General features: G+C 61.7%; 14 protein-coding genes. 9 read left to right on the forward strand and 5 right to left on the reverse strand.

Annotation, left to right across the window (positions count from 1 at the left end):
• Positions 1 to 188: 188 nt before the first annotated feature.
• The 5 genes from fabB to CKW30_RS18980 all read right to left on the reverse strand — a co-directional run bounded on the left by fabB (position 189) and on the right by CKW30_RS18980 (position 7,094).
• Positions 189 to 1,409: a beta-ketoacyl-ACP synthase I gene (gene fabB / locus CKW30_RS18960; protein ID WP_016773647.1), complete on the reverse strand. Its 1,221-nt coding sequence runs from the start codon at positions 1,407 to 1,409 to the stop codon at positions 189 to 191.
• A gap of 11 nt (positions 1,410 to 1,420) precedes the next feature.
• The gene (gene fabA, locus CKW30_RS18965) at positions 1,421 to 1,936 is read right to left on the reverse strand and encodes a 3-hydroxyacyl-[acyl-carrier-protein] dehydratase FabA (protein WP_024013962.1); all 516 of its coding nucleotides are present in this window, start codon (positions 1,934 to 1,936) and stop codon (positions 1,421 to 1,423) included.
• Positions 1,937 to 2,183: 247 nt separating this feature from the next.
• Positions 2,184 to 4,088, reverse strand: a complete 1,905-nt coding sequence (locus tag CKW30_RS18970) for an ATP-binding protein (RefSeq protein ID WP_095181591.1) — start codon at positions 4,086 to 4,088, stop codon at positions 2,184 to 2,186.
• Positions 4,085 to 5,017 carry an ABC transporter substrate-binding protein gene (locus CKW30_RS18975; protein ID WP_095181592.1) on the reverse strand — a complete coding sequence of 311 codons (933 nt, stop codon included), beginning with the start codon at positions 5,015 to 5,017 and terminating at the stop codon, positions 4,085 to 4,087. Before CKW30_RS18975 ends, CKW30_RS18970 begins: the two co-directional genes overlap by 4 nt.
• 1 nt (position 5,018) lies before the next feature.
• Complete coding sequence (locus CKW30_RS18980) at positions 5,019 to 7,094, reverse strand: TonB-dependent siderophore receptor (protein WP_095181593.1); 2,076 nt, start codon at positions 7,092 to 7,094, stop codon at positions 5,019 to 5,021.
• Between the two features lie 245 nt (positions 7,095 to 7,339).
• On the opposite strand from CKW30_RS18980, the gene CKW30_RS18985 reads away from it, so the two are divergent.
• The 9 genes from CKW30_RS18985 (at position 7,340) to CKW30_RS19025 (ending at position 15,526) form a co-directional block, all read left to right on the forward strand.
• Positions 7,340 to 8,365 carry an NAD(P)H-dependent glycerol-3-phosphate dehydrogenase gene (locus tag CKW30_RS18985; protein WP_024013958.1) on the forward strand — a complete coding sequence of 342 codons (1,026 nt, stop codon included), beginning with the start codon at positions 7,340 to 7,342 and terminating at the stop codon, positions 8,363 to 8,365.
• Positions 8,366 to 8,395: 30 nt separating this feature from the next.
• On the forward strand, positions 8,396 to 8,743 hold the full coding sequence (locus CKW30_RS18990) for a DUF4389 domain-containing protein (protein ID WP_016773653.1): 348 nt from the start codon (positions 8,396 to 8,398) through the stop codon (positions 8,741 to 8,743).
• Positions 8,740 to 9,189, forward strand: coding sequence for a phosphohistidine phosphatase SixA (sixA, locus tag CKW30_RS18995; RefSeq protein ID WP_095181594.1), 450 nt, complete (start codon positions 8,740 to 8,742; stop codon positions 9,187 to 9,189). The genes CKW30_RS18990 and sixA overlap by 4 nt, the downstream gene beginning before the upstream one ends.
• A gap of 204 nt (positions 9,190 to 9,393) precedes the next feature.
• A complete protein-coding gene (locus CKW30_RS19000; RefSeq protein WP_095181595.1) occupies positions 9,394 to 11,049 on the forward strand; it encodes an AMP-binding protein in 1,656 nt (551 codons plus the stop codon).
• Positions 11,050 to 11,080: 31 nt separating this feature from the next.
• Entirely contained in the window at positions 11,081 to 11,524 is a 444-nt protein-coding gene (locus CKW30_RS19005) for a hotdog fold thioesterase (RefSeq protein WP_095181596.1), read from the forward strand.
• Between the two features lie 312 nt (positions 11,525 to 11,836).
• Positions 11,837 to 12,643, forward strand: a complete 807-nt coding sequence (locus tag CKW30_RS19010) for an alpha/beta fold hydrolase (protein ID WP_095181597.1) — start codon at positions 11,837 to 11,839, stop codon at positions 12,641 to 12,643.
• Positions 12,640 to 13,494, forward strand: a complete 855-nt coding sequence (locus CKW30_RS19015; protein ID WP_095181598.1) for an alpha/beta hydrolase — start codon at positions 12,640 to 12,642, stop codon at positions 13,492 to 13,494. Before CKW30_RS19010 ends, CKW30_RS19015 begins: the two co-directional genes overlap by 4 nt.
• Before the next feature lie 115 nt (positions 13,495 to 13,609).
• Positions 13,610 to 14,416 carry a DUF4892 domain-containing protein gene (locus tag CKW30_RS19020; protein ID WP_056788158.1) on the forward strand — a complete coding sequence of 269 codons (807 nt, stop codon included), beginning with the start codon at positions 13,610 to 13,612 and terminating at the stop codon, positions 14,414 to 14,416.
• A 69-nt stretch (positions 14,417 to 14,485) separates the two neighbouring features.
• Positions 14,486 to 15,526 (forward strand): AI-2E family transporter, encoded by a 1,041-nt coding sequence (locus CKW30_RS19025; protein WP_095181599.1) that lies wholly within the window; start codon positions 14,486 to 14,488, stop codon positions 15,524 to 15,526.
• Positions 15,527 to 16,300 lie beyond the last annotated feature (774 nt).

Consider the following 16,300-nt stretch of genomic DNA (forward strand, 5'->3'; position numbering starts at 1 on the left):
CCCACTGTGGGAGCGAGCCTGCTCGCGAATTCGGTGGGTCAGACGACGATAGGGTGACTGGAATATCGCCTTCGCGAGCAGGCTCGCTCCCACAGGTTTTATCTTGAAATGCGGGGAGTTTTTGACCTGCCAAAAAAAACGCCCCGAACCAGTCGGGGCGTTTTCATGTGCGGCTCAGCAGCGGGGAATTACTTGCCTTCCCAGCGCTTCAGCACCAGCGTGGCGTTGGTGCCGCCAAAGCCGAAGCTGTTGCTCATCACGGTGTTGATGGTGGCGTTCTCGCGGGTCTTGGTCAGCACCGGCAGATCGGCCACTTCCGGATCGAGCTCGTCGATGTTGGCGGAGCCGGCGATGAAGTTGCCTTCCATCATCAGCATGCAGTAGATCGCTTCGTGCACGCCGGCGGCGCCCAGGGAGTGACCGGACAGGCTCTTGGTCGAGCTGATCGCTGGAGCCTTGTCGCCGAACACTTCACGCACACCTTTCATTTCCGCAACGTCGCCGACCGGAGTCGAAGTGCCGTGGGTGTTCAGGTAGTCGATCGGGGTGTCGACGGTGGACAGCGCCTGCTGCATGCAGCGGATCGCGCCTTCGCCGCTCGGGGCAACCATGTCGTAGCCGTCGGACGTTGCGCCGTAGCCAACGATCTCGGCGTAGATCTTCGCGCCACGGGCCAGAGCGTGTTCCAGCTCTTCGACGACAACCATGCCGCCGCCGCCAGCGATGACGAAACCGTCGCGGTCCTTGTCGTAGGCGCGGGAAGCTTGTTCCGGGGTGTCGTTGCGCTTGCTGGACAGGGCGCCCATCGCGTCGAACAGGAACGACTGGCTCCAGTGCTCTTCTTCACCGCCACCGGCGAAGACGATGTCCTGCTTGCCCATCTGGATCTGTTCCATGGCGGTACCGATGCAGTGAGCACTGGTGGCGCAGGCAGAAGCGATGGAGTAGTTCAGGCCCTTGATCTTGAATGGCGTGGCCAGGCAAGCGGAAACGGTGCTGCTCATGGTCCGCGTTACACGGTACGGGCCAACGCGTTTCACGCCTTTCTCGCGCAGGATGTCCAGCGCTTCCATCTGGTTCAGCGTGGAAGCACCACCGGAACCAGCGATCAGGCCGGTACGCGGGTTGGACACTTGCTCTTCGGTCAGGCCGGAGTCAGTGATGGCGTCTTTCATGGCCAGGTAGGCGTAAGCCGCTGCATGACCGACGAAGCGATAGATCTTGCGATCGATCAGCTCTTCAAGGTTGAGGTCGATGGAGCCGGAAACCTGGCTACGCAGACCCATTTCAGCATATTCCGGGTTGAACCGGATGCCAGGGCGGCTTGCACGCAGGTTAGCGGAGACGGTCTCTTTGTCATTGCCCAGGCACGAAACGATGCCCAGACCAGTGATAACGACGCGGCGCATGCGAATAACCCTTAGAAGTTGTCAGTGGAGGTGAACACGCCGACGCGCAGGCCTTCGGCGGTGTAGATTTCGCGTCCGTCGACACTGACCGAACCATCGGCGATGGCCATGTTCAGCTTGCCCTTGAGGACGCGTTTGATATGAATGTTGTAAGTGACTTTCTTGGCGGTCGGCAGCACCTGACCGAAGAATTTCACCTCGCCCGAACCCAGCGCACGGCCGCGGCCCGGCAGGCCTTGCCAGCCCAGGAAGAAGCCGACCAGTTGCCACATGGCATCCAGACCCAGGCAGCCCGGCATTACCGGATCGCCTTCGAAATGGCAGGCGAAGAACCACAGGTCAGGGTTGATATCCAGCTCGGCGACCAATTCACCTTTGCCGTACTTGCCGCCTTCTTCGCTGATATGGGTGATGCGATCCACCATCAGCATGTTCGGGGCGGGCAGTTGCGCGTTACCTGGGCCGAACAGCTCACCGCGACTGCAGCGCAGCAGGTCTTCCCGAGTAAAGGCGTTTTGTTTGGTCATGCGAGCTCCTCAATAATCCCATGCGGCAGGTGGGGCAGATCTTCCCGACCGTTCAAGGCATTCATGCCTCGAACCGGCAGCCTACTCATAGACTATTGCGTTGTGGTGAAAGTCACAGCACCAAGGACATGAATGTACACTTGTGCACTGAAATTTTTAATCAAGCCCCTTTTGGGGCTCGTTCGGGTGCCTAAGACTGCCGCACTTTCGCTTTTCACGCCAGTCGCAGATGGTCGAAAGGCCCACACTACGACACCCAGCGCTGCAAAATCTGCTGCAGGTCATTGCGTTTGAACGGCTTGGCCAGGTAATCGTTCATCCCCGCTGCCAGACAGGTTTCGCGATCGCCCTGCAAGGCGTTGGCGGTCAGCGCGATGATCGGCACATCGCGGCGTCCGGGCAGGTCGCGGATCTGCCGTGTGGCCTCGTAGCCGTCGATGATCGGCAGCCGGCAATCCATCAGAATCACTTCGAATTCGCTGCCCTCGGCACTGCGCACCGCCTGCGCGCCATCGGTCGCCACACTGACGGCAAAACCCAGACTGCGCAGCATCGCTTCGATCACGGTCTGGTTGACCGGGTTGTCTTCGACCAGCAACACATGGCGTCCTTCACCCTGACCACTGCCGTTCGGCGCTCGCGGCGCGGCCAGCGCTGGCATTGCCTGCTTATATAGCGCCAATGGAATTTCCAGAGTGAATACCGAACCGCGTCCTTCCTCACTCTGCGCGCGCAACGTACCGCCCATGCGTTCGGCCAGAGTCCGTGCGATCGGCAGACCAAGACCGGTGCCACCGTAACGACGGGAGATCGAACTGTCGGCCTGCTGGAAGGCATTGAACATCAGCTCCAGACTTTCCGAAGAAATGCCGATGCCGCTGTCACGCACCGAGCAGGTGAACCACAGCAGTTCATGGTCCAGCGACTGCCATTGCGCCTCGATGCTGACCCGGCCCTGCTCGGTGAACTTCAAGGCATTGCCAACCAGGTTGACCAGAATCTGCCGGATCCGCGTCGGATCGCCCTGCACCTGCAAGCCGCGCATGTCGTCGGGAATGCGCAGATTCAGTGCCAGGCCTCGCTGCACCGCGCTGTGCTGGAACGATTGCGCGCAGGCGCCGATCAGCTCGGCGAGATTGAACGGGATGTGCTCCAGCTCCAGCTCCGAACGCTCGATTCGCGAGAAGTCGAGAATGTCATTGATGACCTTGAGCAAGTGCTCGGTCGACTCCGAAGCAAGCGCGGCGTATTCGACCTGCTCCTCGGTCATCTCGGTGGTTTCAAGCAACTGCAACATGCCCAGCACGCCGTTCATGGGCGTGCGCAGTTCATGGCTCATCATCGCCAGAAAGTCGGATTTGGCGTTGTTGGCCTTCTCCGCTTCTTCGCGGGTCTGGATCAGTTGCGCCATCGCTTGCTGCTGTTCGCGACTGGCCTGCTCCAGCGCTTGGGCGAGGTTGTTGATGTGTTGTGACAGTGCGCCCAGTTCGGTGTCGTCGACAATCGGCAGCGGGGTTTTGTAATCGCCTTCCTGAATCGCCTTGACCGCATCGCCTATGTCGCGGATCGGCTGCGACAGACTGCCGGCCAAACGACGGGCGACGACAAAAGTGAAGAGCAGGGCGAACAGCGCGAGAATCCCGGCCTTGAACAGGATCTCCTGCTGGCGCTGACTGAAAGCGTCATTGGACAGCCCGACGATCACTCGCCCGAGATAATCCTCGCCGGCGGCGCTGTTGCTGACCTTGCCGTCCTGGAAAAAATCGTTGTGCAAGGCGATCCGTTGCAGACGCACCGGGGCCTGGAACACTTCGACCTGATGCGGGCGACTGTGGCTGTCGGCCGGTTGTTCGACATACACCAGAATCCGGTTGGCGCTGTCCTGCACTTCGAGAAAGCGCACGTTGGGTGTGGCGAGTGTCGCCTTGAGCAGGCTTTCCAGCACTTCGTTGTTGCCGGAGATCACCCCGTATTCCGTGGCCGGGGCGAGTTGGTTGGCGATCAACTGGCCGGTGTGGTTCAGCTCCTGGCGCAAATCCTGGATGCGCACGAAGGTAAAGAAGCTGATCAACAGCAACGTCAGCAGCAGCGCCGGCCCGAGGCTGATCAGCTGCGTGCGGGTGTTGATGTCCCAACGGCGACGAAAACTCATGGGCGGCGCTCTCCTTCGGCCAAGGCACTGGCGACAGATGCTTCATTCAGCGGTTCGATGCCTAAGGAACGAGCCACCTGCGCATTACTTGAGACTTTGAAACGAGCGGGGTAAAGCGTTCGCGGCCATGCGCTGGTCGGCTGATCGAGCAGATGGTCGAGAATCGCCAGCCAGTCGCTCTGGTCGCTGTAGGTGCTGGCGAGGCTGCCCGCGCGAACGAATGCAATGTTGGGGCCGATCAGCGCGACCTGCCGTGAGTAGCTGCTGAGCAAGAGGTTTTTTGCCGTCTGCGAGTTGTACAGGTCGGGATCGTCGAGGCCGAGCAAGACATCGCTGCTTTTCAGCACCGCTTGCAGCGGACGGCTGTCGTGAATGTTGTCCCAGCGCTGGCTGACAATCTCCAGGTTCAATGGCCGCGCAGCGACGCGCAATTCGTCGAGCAGGAACTCGCCGTGTTCATCGAACAGCACACCGACCCGCCGCGCCTGCGGCAAGATCCGGCGGATCAGTTGCAGTTGCCGGCTCAGCGGCGGGTCGCTCCAGAGCAGGCTCAGGCGCGCCGGTTGGGCATCGGCAAAACGCTGGCGCGCCTGCAAGCGGCTGATGCGCAACACCAGCGTCGACGGGCCTTGTGAGTCTTGCAGACGCCAGTCGAGGCTGGGCAGGTCTAGGAGGATCAAGCGCAGACTGGCCGGCAGTTTGCCCGGAGCCGGCAGGCTGGCCAGCGGCTGGAACCGCACATTGTCGGTCGGGCGCAGTTCACTCAGCGCTTGTACGAAGGCCTGCACGCCGGGGCTTTCCTCGGCGCCGGTCAACAGAATATCCGCCGCTTGCACCGCGACGCCGTGCAGCCACGCGGTCATGAACAGGCAGAGCCCGGCCAGCCAGTGGCCCAGGGTGGGCGTCTTCCGTGACGGGCCGGTGCACATCCTAGAACTCCAGCTCGGCACTGAAATACATCACCCGGCGTTCATCGTAATTATTGTCGACGAAAGTGTTCGGCTGATGGTCGAGGCGCTGTTGCAGCACGCCGGCCAATTGCAGCTGAGCTTTGCCAATGGCGATGCGTTTGGCGATGCGCGTGTCGACGCGCTCGAAGCGATAGCCGTTGAGCGCGTTGTCGCCGTAATAGAAGAGGGCGCTGTTCCAGCCATGGCCCCAATTGCGCAGCCAACCGGCGGAACCGCTGTTACGCGAGGTGAACTGTTGGTCCAGCGGATTGCTCGCCTCGGCGTCGACGAAGGCGTAGGTCAAACGCAAGCGGTCGGCGCTGCTGAGGCGCCAGTCGAGTTGCGTTTCGCTGCCACGAAAGCGCGAGCTGTTGGCGTTGCTGGCGATGTACTGATTGTTGCGCAGCGGCTCGCTGATCATGCCGGTGATTTCGTCGTAGAACAGCTTCACGTCCACGGCCAGCCCCAGTTCGGCGAAGTAGCCGTTGTAGCCCAACTCGCGAGAACGCATGTGTTCCTGATCGAGATCACCGGGGCCACGGGTCTTGACGAAATAGCGCGCCGACGACTGGCCGTAAGCCGAGGGTCGCAGGTTGCTGACCTGATAGCTCCAATTGACGTTGTTCTCGAACATGTCCGGCGAACGGATTGCCTCCGAGTACACCGCGCGCAGGCCGTGACGCGGGTTGATCAGGTAGTTGACCGCGAAGCGCGGGGTCAGCGAGCTGCCGATCAGTTGCGTGTCTTCGAACATCGCCCCGCCCTGTACCAGCCAGTGCTCGGTAGCCCGCCATTCCAGTTGGCCGAAGGCGCGCCAGGTGGTGTCGTCGAGGGTGCCGTTGAAATAGGTCTCGGAATCGGCGCGGTCGTAGCGGTAATTCAGGCCGCTGACCAGACGCAGGCTGTCTGCCAGGCTGAGGGTGTCCTGCAGTTCGAGGTCGTAACGCGACTCGCGGGCGCTCTGGTCGATATCGCCGCACAAGGTCTGGCTGGCGCCGTTGCGCCATTGCTCGAGCACTTGATTGGCCAGCGCCATTTCCTGCGGCGTGCCGGGCGCCGCGCCGGGGCCGGTGAACCGGGTGATGTTGCGCGCCAGCCGTTCGGTGTAATTCGGGTTGAGCTGCCACAGCTGCGTCAGTTCAGGACTGAACGACACTTCGGCATCGCAGGCGCGCCAGACCTGCTGGCGATCCCAGTGCTGCGCCGAACCTTGCACATAGAGGCTGTGTTCGGGATTGATGTCGAGGTTCCAGAGCACCGAACCGGCGTAATCCTTGGCCACCACGTCGGAATTGTTCCCGGCGTCGGTAATCCCAGAGAACACCGGGCGGTAGGTATAAGGCCGCTGATTGCTGCCGTCTTTGGCGTTGAGCTGCCAGTCGAGGCTTTGATCTTCATTGAGATCATGGCTGACCGCCAAGCTCAGACGGTTCAAGCGCCGACTGTCGCGATAATCGGCGCCGTTGCGGTCGCTGTCGAAACCGTCGTCTTCCTGGCCGGACAGCGACAAGCGCAGATCGCCGCCATCCCAACCGGTGCCCTGGCTGGCATAAAAGTCGTTGATGCCACGCTGGCCACGGGTGATCTTCAGGCGCGTGCCGTGGCTGTCGGCCGGGTGGCGAGTGATGATGTTGATCACCGCCATCAATGCGTTGGCGCCGTAGCTGACAGTGTTCGGACCGCGAAACACCTCGATCCGCTCGATATCTTCCATCGCGACCGGAATATCGCTCCAGTCCACCGTCGCCAGCCCGGCGCGATACACCGAACGGCCATCGATCAACACCTGCATGCGCCGTGCTTCGCTGGCGTTGGTGCCGTGGTAGTTCACCGCTGGCTGATTGCCGTTGATGCTGCCAACCATCATTCCCGGTACCAGTCGCAGCAATTCGCTGATGTCGCGGGCGCCGCTGGCGCTGATCAATTCGCTGTCGAGAACGGTCATGCTCCCCGGTACTTCGGCCGGGGTCTGCTTAAGGCGCGTGGCCGTAAGCACCGGCGGCAGCGTCTGGCTGTCGACGAACAGATCGTCCGCCAGCACCAGCGGGCTGAACATCAGCGCGAGTAACAGGGGCGAGCGCGGGGAAGGAGGGCCAGAAAACACGACACAGCCTGCAGAGAGAAGAATTGGCGCGCATGTTAACCGAGGGCTGCGACTTTTCCAGTGACGTTGCAGGCATTTTCCTAGGTTTTATTGGTCTTCTTCCTACAAATGTCGGTAATTGTTGCTGGGGCTGGCCGCCACCGGGTCGCCCCGTATAATGCCCGGCATCGCCACTGGTATGGATTAACGGATTGCATATGACTGAACAGCGCCCGATTGCGGTCCTGGGAGGCGGAAGTTTTGGTACCGCCGTGGCCAATCTGCTGGCCGAGAACGGCCATCAAGTCCTTCAGTGGATGCGTGACCCCGAGCAGGCCGAGGCCATCCGGGTCAACCGCGAAAACCCGCGTTACCTCAAAGGCATCAAGATTCTCCCGGGGGTGACCGCTGTCACCGACCTGCAGGCCACTCTCGATGCCTGCGATCTGTGCTTTGTCGCGCTGCCATCCAGCGCCTTGCGCACGGTACTCGCCGCCCACGCCGAGCGCTTGAGCGGCAAGATGCTGGTCAGCCTGACCAAAGGCATCGAAGCGCAGACCTTCAAGCTGATGAGCCAGATTCTCGAAGAGATCGCCCCGCAGGCGCGGATCGGCGTGTTGTCCGGGCCGAACCTGGCGCGGGAAATCGCCGAGCACGCGCTGACCGCCACGGTGGTCGCCAGCGAAGACGAAGAACTGTGCAAAGCGGTGCAAGCCGCCCTGCACGGGCGCACCTTCCGCGTTTACGCCAGCGCCGACCGTTTCGGTGTCGAGCTGGGCGGTGCGTTGAAAAACGTTTACGCGATCATCGCCGGCATGGCGGTGGCGCTGGAGATGGGCGAGAACACCAAGAGCATGCTGATCACTCGCGCCTTGGCCGAGATGACCCGCTTCGCCGTGAATCAGGGAGCGAACCCGATGACCTTCCTTGGTCTGGCGGGGGTTGGCGATCTGATCGTCACCTGTTCATCGCCCAAGAGCCGCAACTATCAGGTCGGCTTCGCCCTCGGTCAGGGTTTGAGCCTCGACGAAGCGGTGTCGCGTCTTGGCGAGGTTGCCGAAGGGGTCAACACCCTCAAAGTGCTCAAGGCCAAGTCCCAGGAAGTTGGCGTGTACATGCCGCTGGTCGCCGGGCTGCACGCGATCCTGTTCGAAGGACGCACGCTGGAGCAGGTGATCGGTCTACTGATGCGTGCCGAGCCGAAAACCGACGTCGACTTTATTTCCACCAGCGGTTTCAACTGATTCAGCTGTTACACGGACAGGAAGCAAGCCATGAACGATCCGAAAAGCGAAACCCAGTACGAATCCATCCTCCTGCGGGTGTTGTGGATGATCGTTTATCTGCTGGTCTGGCAAGTCGCGCAATTCATCCTCGGCGCGGTGGTATTGGTGCAACTGATCTACCGCCTGATCTACGGCGCACCGAGCGCCAGCCTGATGAATTTCGGCGACAGCCTCAGCCAGTTCCTCGCGCAGATCGGCCGCTTCGGCACGTTTCACAGTGACCAGAAGCCCTGGCCGTTCGCCGACTGGCCGGCGCCGCGCACCCCGGAAGGTGAGGCGCCGCACACCGTCGCCCCGGCCGCGCATCCGGTGCGCGATGAGGAGCCCAAACTATGAAACTGTGGGTATTGCGTCATGGTGAGGCGGTGCCTCACTCGAAAATCGATTCCGAGCGCGAGTTGACCGAGCATGGTCGTAAAGAAGTCCTGCGCAGCGCCGCGCATCTCATGGGCCAGCCGCTGACGGCGATTTACGCCAGCCCTTATCTGCGCGCGCAGCAAACCGCGCAGATCGTGCGCGACGCATTGGGTTTCGAGCCGGAGATTCGCACGGTCGAGTGGCTGACGCCGGATAGCGATCCGGACAAGGTCGCCGAGCAATTGGTGTCCGTCAGTAATGTTTTGCTGGTCAGCCACAACCCGTTGGTGGGCAATCTGCTCAGCTATCTGCAGCATGGCGCCGGGCATCCGCCGGAGCGGGTCAGTACGGCGGGGCTGGCGGAGCTTGAGCACAGCGAGCTGCTGATCGGCTCGATGAAGCTCAACAGCCTCATGCACCCTTAACGCCATATCCCTGTGGGAGCGAGCCTGCTCGCGAAGGCGGCGTGTCATTCACCCTTTTTTGGGGCTGACATACTGCATTCGCGAGCAGGCTCGCTCCCACATTGATTTCTGCCAACCCATGAAATTATTTGTTTGAAAATTCCAACCAAGCACTTGCTTGGTTGACTACGCTTGCTCCAGACCAAAAAAACAGGAGCGAGTCGCATGTCTGCCGCCTTCCGTTTGCCGCTGGACGTGTTCTACGAACGGGAAGCCCGGCACCCGCGCCAGCGCTTTCTTGTGCAGCCCATCGGCGGCGGTCAGGTCGAGACGCTGACGTGGGCCGATGTCGGCCATCAGGCCCGCTGCGCCGCGCACTGGTTACGGGCGCGAGAGTTGCCGCCCGGCAGCCATATCGCCCTGATCTCGAAAAATTGCGCGCACTGGATCATCGCCGACCTGGCGATCTGGATGGCCGGGCATGTGTCGGTGCCGCTGTACCCCAATCTCACCGCTGAATCCGTTGCGCAGGTGCTGACTCACTCGGAAAGTGCGCTGGCGTTCATCGGTAAGCTCGATGACTGGGCACGCATGGCGCAAGGCGTGCCGGCGGGCCTGCCGACCATCAGCCTGCCGCTGCATCCGCCCGGCGAGTTCGATTACAGCTGGGCGGACCTGCAGAGCTGTTCGCCAATCCAGGACGATCCACGTCCCGACGCCGAGCAATTGGCGACGATCATTTACACCTCCGGCACCACCGGCCTGCCCAAAGGCGTGATGCACAGTTTCGCCAATCTCGGTTTCGCCACCAGTCGCGGCACGCAGCTGTTCGGGCTCAACGAGAACGATCGGCTGCTGTCGTATCTGCCGCTGTGCCACGTCGCCGAGCGCATGTTTGTCGAATTGGCCTCGATCTATACCGGCCAGACCGTTTTCTTCGCCGAAAGCCTCGAGACTTTCATCACCGATCTGCAGCGCGCGCGGCCGACGGCAATGTTTGGCGTGCCGCGTATCTGGACCAAGTTCCAGATGGGCGTATACAGCAAGATTCCGGCGCAGCGTCTGGACTTCCTCCTCGGGTTGCCCTTCATCGGCAAGCGGGTCGGCCACAAAGTGCTGGCCGGGCTCGGCCTGGATGCCTTGCGCGTGGCGTTGTCCGGTGCCGCGCCGGTACCGCAGACCTTGCTCGCCTGGTATCAGAAACTCGGCCTCGATGTGCTGGAGGTGTACGGCATGACCGAGGGCTGCGGCTATTCGCATATCTGTCTGCCGGGGCGATACAAACAGGGCTGGATCGGCCAGCCGTGCCCGGAAGTCGAGGTGCGCATCGATGAGTCCGGCGAGGTGCAGGTGCGCAGCCAGGCCAACATGCTCGGCTATTTCAAGGAACCGCAGAAAACCGCCGAGACGCTGACCGCAGACGGCTTTCTGCGTACCGGCGACAAGGGCGAGCAGGACAGCGAAGGGCGCCTGCGCCTGACCGGGCGACTCAAGGAAATCTTCAAGACCAGCAAGGGCAAATACGTCGCGCCGGCGCCGATCGAAAACCGTCTGGCCGTGCATTCACGCATCGAGCAAGTATGCGTGGTGGGCGATGGCCTGAGTGCACCGCTGGGGTTGTGCGTGCTGTCGGCGGTCAATCAGCAGGAGCCTCGTGCCAGCCTGCACGCCAGCCTGGAAAAATTGCTGGAGGAGGTCAACGCCGCCCTCGACAAGCACGAACGCCTGCACCGACTGGTAGTGGTCAAGGACAGTTGGGCGGTGGACAACGGCTTCCTCACGCCGACCCTGAAAATCAAACGCAACGTCATCGAGGACCGCTACGGCGCACGCTTCGAAGAATGGAGCGCGCGCAGCGAGGCGGTGCTGTGGCAGGATTGAGCATCGATTACAACAACAAAGGAAGTCTGCGATGAGCTTGTGGCGTACTACTCCCGACATCGAACAGTTGAACGCAATCCAGAAGAACACCATCGGCGAAGTGCTGGATATTCGTTTCGAAGCCTTCGACGAACAGTCGCTGACCGCGAGCATGGTCATCGACCATCGCACCCACCAGCCTTACGGTCTGCTGCATGGCGGCGCATCGGTGGTGCTGGCGGAAACCGTCGGCTCGATGGCCAGTTATCTGTGCATCGATGCCAGCAAATTCTATTGCGTCGGCCTGGAGATCAACGCCAACCACTTGCGCGGCTTGCGCAGTGGGCGGGTGACGGCGGTGGCCACGCCGATCCATATCGGCCGCACCACGCATGTCTGGGACATCCGTCTGACCAGCGACGAAGGCAAGGCCAGTTGCGTGTCGCGCCTGACCATGGCGGTGGTGCCGATGGGGGAACAGCCGCCGCTGCGTTGACATCTATCGGGTTCCGTCAGGTCGAGCCCTCACCCCAGCCCTCTCCCAGAGGGAGAGGGAGCCTACCGTGTGGTTTTCGCGATCCTCGTCGACCTGATAATTCGAGTCGAGCTCAGGTCCCGGACACTCCCCCGATCTGCTCCCTTTCCCCCTCGCCCCCTTGGGGAGAGGGCTGGGGTGAGGGGGCAGCGGTCTCGCTGATGCACATCACCCTGACCGGACTGTCATCATTCCTGGCACTTACAGTCATTGCTGCGACGCCGGGTCTTGCGGACAATCAACGCCACGTTTCCCGCCCATGGATTTCCCCGCATGTCGCAACCGATTTTTTTCGCCCACGCCAACGGTTTCCCCTCGGGGACCTATGGCAAGTTGTTCGCGGCGCTGGCGCCGGAGTATCGGGTCGCGCATCTGGAGCAGCATGCCCATGACCCGCGTTTTCCGGCGGACGACAACTGGTACAACCTCGTCGACGAACTGATCCATCACCTGGAGCAGCAAGAGCAGCCGGTGTGGGGCGTCGGCCATTCCTTTGGCGGTCTGCTGCACCTGCATGCGGCGTTGCGTTGTCCCGAGCTGTATCGCGGCGTGGTGATGCTCGACTCGCCGGTGCTGACCCGCACCGATCAGTGGGTGATTCGCGCGGCCAAGCGCTTTGGTTTCATCGACCGGCTGACTCCCGCCGGGCGCACCCTCGGGCGCCGTGAAGAATTCGCCGATCTCGACAGCGCGCGCAGTTACTTTTCCGGCAAAACCCTGTTTCGCGGCTTCGATCCGGAATGCTTCGATGCCTACCTGCAACATGGTTTGCATCAGGTGGACGACAAGCTGCGCCTGCGTTTTGACCCGGCTACCGAAATCAGCATTTATCGCGGCGTGCCGCACACCAGTCCCGGGCGCACCCGGCAGTTGCAGGTGCCACTGGCCATCGTGCGGGGGCACAAGAGCCGGGTGGTCATGCGCCATCACACACGTTTCGTCTCGCGCCTGCCCCAGGGCGAGGCGCTGAGCATGCCTGGCGGGCACATGTTCCCGCTGGAGCGCCCGCAGGACACGGCGCGGCTGCTCAAGAATCTGTTCATGCGCTGGCAGCAGCGGCAGAACAAGGATTGCGCATGAGCCCGACCTGCGAAGAAGTGCGCCTGAACCTGCCGCACATCGAATTGGCCGCGCATATGTTCGGCCCCGAGGACGGCCTGCCGGTGATCGCGTTGCACGGCTGGCTCGACAACGCCAATAGCTTCGCGCGACTGGCGCCCAAGCTTGATGGCTTGCGCATCGTCGCGCTGGACATGGCCGGCCACGGTCATTCCGCTCATCGACCAAGCGGCGCCGGTTATGCGCTGTGGGACTACGCCCATGATGTGTTGCAAGTCGCTGAACAACTGGGCTGGAAGCGTTTCGGCCTGCTCGGGCATTCGATGGGCGCGATTGTCTCGATGGTGCTGGCCGGTTCGCTGCCCGAGCGCATCAGCCATCTCGCGCTGATCGACGGCGTGATTCCTCCGACAGACAAGGGCGAAAACGCTGCCGAACGCATGGGCATGGCCCTGCAGGCGCAACTTGATCTGCGGGAAAAGCGCAAACCGGTCTACACCACCCTCGAGCGTGCCATCGAGGCGCGGATGAAAGGCCTGGTGGCGGTCAGTCGCGAAGCCGCTGAACTGTTGGCCCAGCGCGGGTTGATGCCGGTGCCCGGCGGTTACACCTGGCGCACCGACAATCGCCTGACTCTGCCATCGCCGCTGCGCCTTACTGAAGAACAGGCGATGGCGTTTGCCTCGCGCGTCAGTTGCCCGGCGCGTCTGGTGGTCGCGGCGGATGGCATGCTGGCCAGGCATCCTGAGTTGCTGGAGCGTCTACCCTTCAGCCACGAACAGTTGCCGGGCGGGCATCATTTGCACCTGAATGACGAGGCTGGCGCAGGTCTTGTAGCAGACTGTTTCAATCGCTTCTTCGCCATGCCTTGACTTGCAGCGGGCAACTGTCGAGGCTGGGCGGGTTGAAATGGGAGACAAACTCGATGGATTTCTATACCGCTGCGACCCCGACCCGCCCAGCCATGACCGTCCGGTGAGGCTGACTATGCGGTCACTCAGTCTCTTCGCGCTGTGCTGCTTCAGCTCCTTGTCCTTCGCTGCCGATGTGCCGGGCAGCCAGGATCTGCAAATCGTGCCGCGTCTGGCCGACGCGCAGATCGTCGACTATCGCCCGGCGGCCGAGCTGGAGCGCATCTACCCGCTGGGCTCGATCCGCAAGATCAGCGGCCAGTTGCGGTTCGACGGTCAGGTCACCGCCCGCGGCCAGACTACCTCGGTGACCTACGAGTTGCCGCCGGAACATTCCGCCACCGAAGCCTTTACTGCCGCCCGCGAAGCCCTGCAACAGCAGGATGCCGAATTGCTGTTCTGGTGCCAGGCCCGCGATTGCGGCGAAAGCAGCCTGTGGGCCAACGAAGTGTTCGGCAACGCCAAGCTGTATGGCTCTGACGAGCAACAGGCTTATCTGTTGTTGAGGCTGGCGGCGCCAAAGGACAACACGCTGGTGGCGCTTTACAGCATCACTCGCGGCAATCGCAAAGCCTATCTGCATGTCGAGCAATTCGAGGCGGCTGCGCCGTTGGGCGAATTGCTGCCGACCTCGGCGACCCTGCTGCGTCAGTTGAAAAGCACCGGCGAGCTGGATTTTCCGAAACTGGTCGATGAACCGGATGCCACCTGGCTGCGCCTGATTTCCCGTGGTCTGAATCTCGACACGACCTTGCGGGTTACGGTTTCCGGGCCCAAGGCCGAAGCCTGGCGCCAGGCGCTGATCAATCAGGGCGTACGGGCGGCACGTCTGGAAGCCGGCAATCTCGAAGGCTCTGGCCTGCGCATCGACTTGTTGCGATAAGCTGTGCCGGGCGAGCACGCACACAGTGTTCGCCTACTCTTTCGCTGACTGACTTTGCCGGGACTTCCCATGCTCAATAACGATCGCCTGCTGGTGCAGATTCTGCTGCTGGTGTTGTTTGGTGCCAGCCTTTGGGTGATGGCGCCGTTCTGGTCGGCGCTGTTCTGGGGCGCGGTGCTGGCGTTTGCCAGTTGGCCGCTGATGCGTTTGCTCACGCGCTGGCTCAATGGCCGCGAATCGCTGGCCGCGTTGATCCTGACACTGGGCTGGATGTTGCTGGTGGCGGCGCCACTAGTGTGGCTGGGTTTCAACCTCGCCGATCATGTGCGCGATGCCACGGCATTCATCAAGGATGTGCAGGTCGACGGTTTGCCGGAAGCACCGACCTGGCTTGGCAGCGTGCCTTTGATTGGTGAGCGGCTGGTGTCGATGTGGGACAGCATCGATCAACAGGGCGCGGCGTTGATGGTCTCGATCAAGCCGTATCTGGGGCAGGTCGGCAACTGGTTGCTGGCACGCAGCGCGCAGATCGGCGGGGGGATTCTCGAGCTGACGCTGAGTCTGGTGTTCGTGTTCTTTTTCTACCGTGACGGGCCGCGACTGGCGGCGTTTGTGCACAGTCTGCTGCAGCGCTTGATTGGTGATCGTGCTGGCTATTACATCGAACTTGTCGCCGGTACGGTGCAGCGGGTGGTCAACGGTGTGATTGGTACAGCGGCGGCGCAGGCAGTGCTGGCGTTGATCGGCTTTTTCATTGCCGGGGTTCCCGGGGCGCTGGTGCTGGGGATCGTCACGTTTCTGCTGAGTCTGATTCCGATGGGGCCACCGCTGGTGTGGGTGCCGGCCACGGCGTGGTTGGCGTGGAAGGGCGAGTACGGGATGGCGGTGTTTCTCGGGATCTGGGGGACGTTCATCATCAGTGGCGTGGACAACGTGCTCAAGCCGTATCTGATCAGCCGTGGCGGTAATCTGCCGTTGGTGATTGTGTTGCTCGGGGTGTTTGGCGGGTTGATTACGTTTGGCTTTATCGGGTTGTTTATTGGGCCTACGTTGTTGGCGGTGGCTTATAGTCTTTTGACGGATTGGAGTAAGAGTCAGGCTCGGGTCTAGGGGGGGCTTGGCGGCCTTTGGGCCGACCAGGCTCTTGGGGTTTTGGGTGAATATCCATTTCTGCGGTAACGGCGACTTAGGGTTCCGCCCTTACGGCGGGTCACCTTTTTCAAACGCCAAAAAGGTAACCCAAAAGGCTTGCTCCTGCGTTCGGCCCTCGCAGGCTCGGGTTCCTTCGCTGCGGGATCGATCCGGGCGCAGCGGCTCCGGTTTGCTTCGCTGCACCTCCTTCCGCTGTGTCTGGCTGCGCCAGACGGTCGCTGCGCTCCCACGCCCGGATCAATCCCTCCGCTCAGCCTTCCGACGTCGCCGGTGGATCAAGATCAAAAGCAGTACTCGAGCTTGCGCTCATTGTTGAGTGGGGCGGCTTCGCCGCGGGCAGCTGCGCTGCTTTGCTTTTGATTTTGATTTTGTGGGAGCGAGCCTGCTCGCGAAGGCGGCCTGACAGCCGACCCATCTCTCTCTGAAATTACTCGATCCCTGTGGGAGCTGGCTTGCCAGCGATAGCGCCCTCACATCCAGCCAATATCTACCGAATACAATCAGTTTCATTGTGGGAGCGAGCCTGCTCGCGAAGGCGGCCTGGCAGCCACCCATATCTCTCTGAAACCACTCGATCCCTGTGGGAGCTGGCTTGCCAGCGATAGCGCCCTCACATCCAACCAATATCTGCCGAATACACTCAGTTTCATTGTGGGAGCGAGCCTGCTCGCGAAGGCGGCCTGACAGCCGACCCATCTCTCTCTGAAATCACTCGATCCCTGTGGGAGCTGG

Source organism: Pseudomonas sp. Irchel 3F6 (assembly GCF_900187595.1).
Lineage (GTDB): Bacteria > Pseudomonadota > Gammaproteobacteria > Pseudomonadales > Pseudomonadaceae > Aquipseudomonas > Aquipseudomonas siliginis.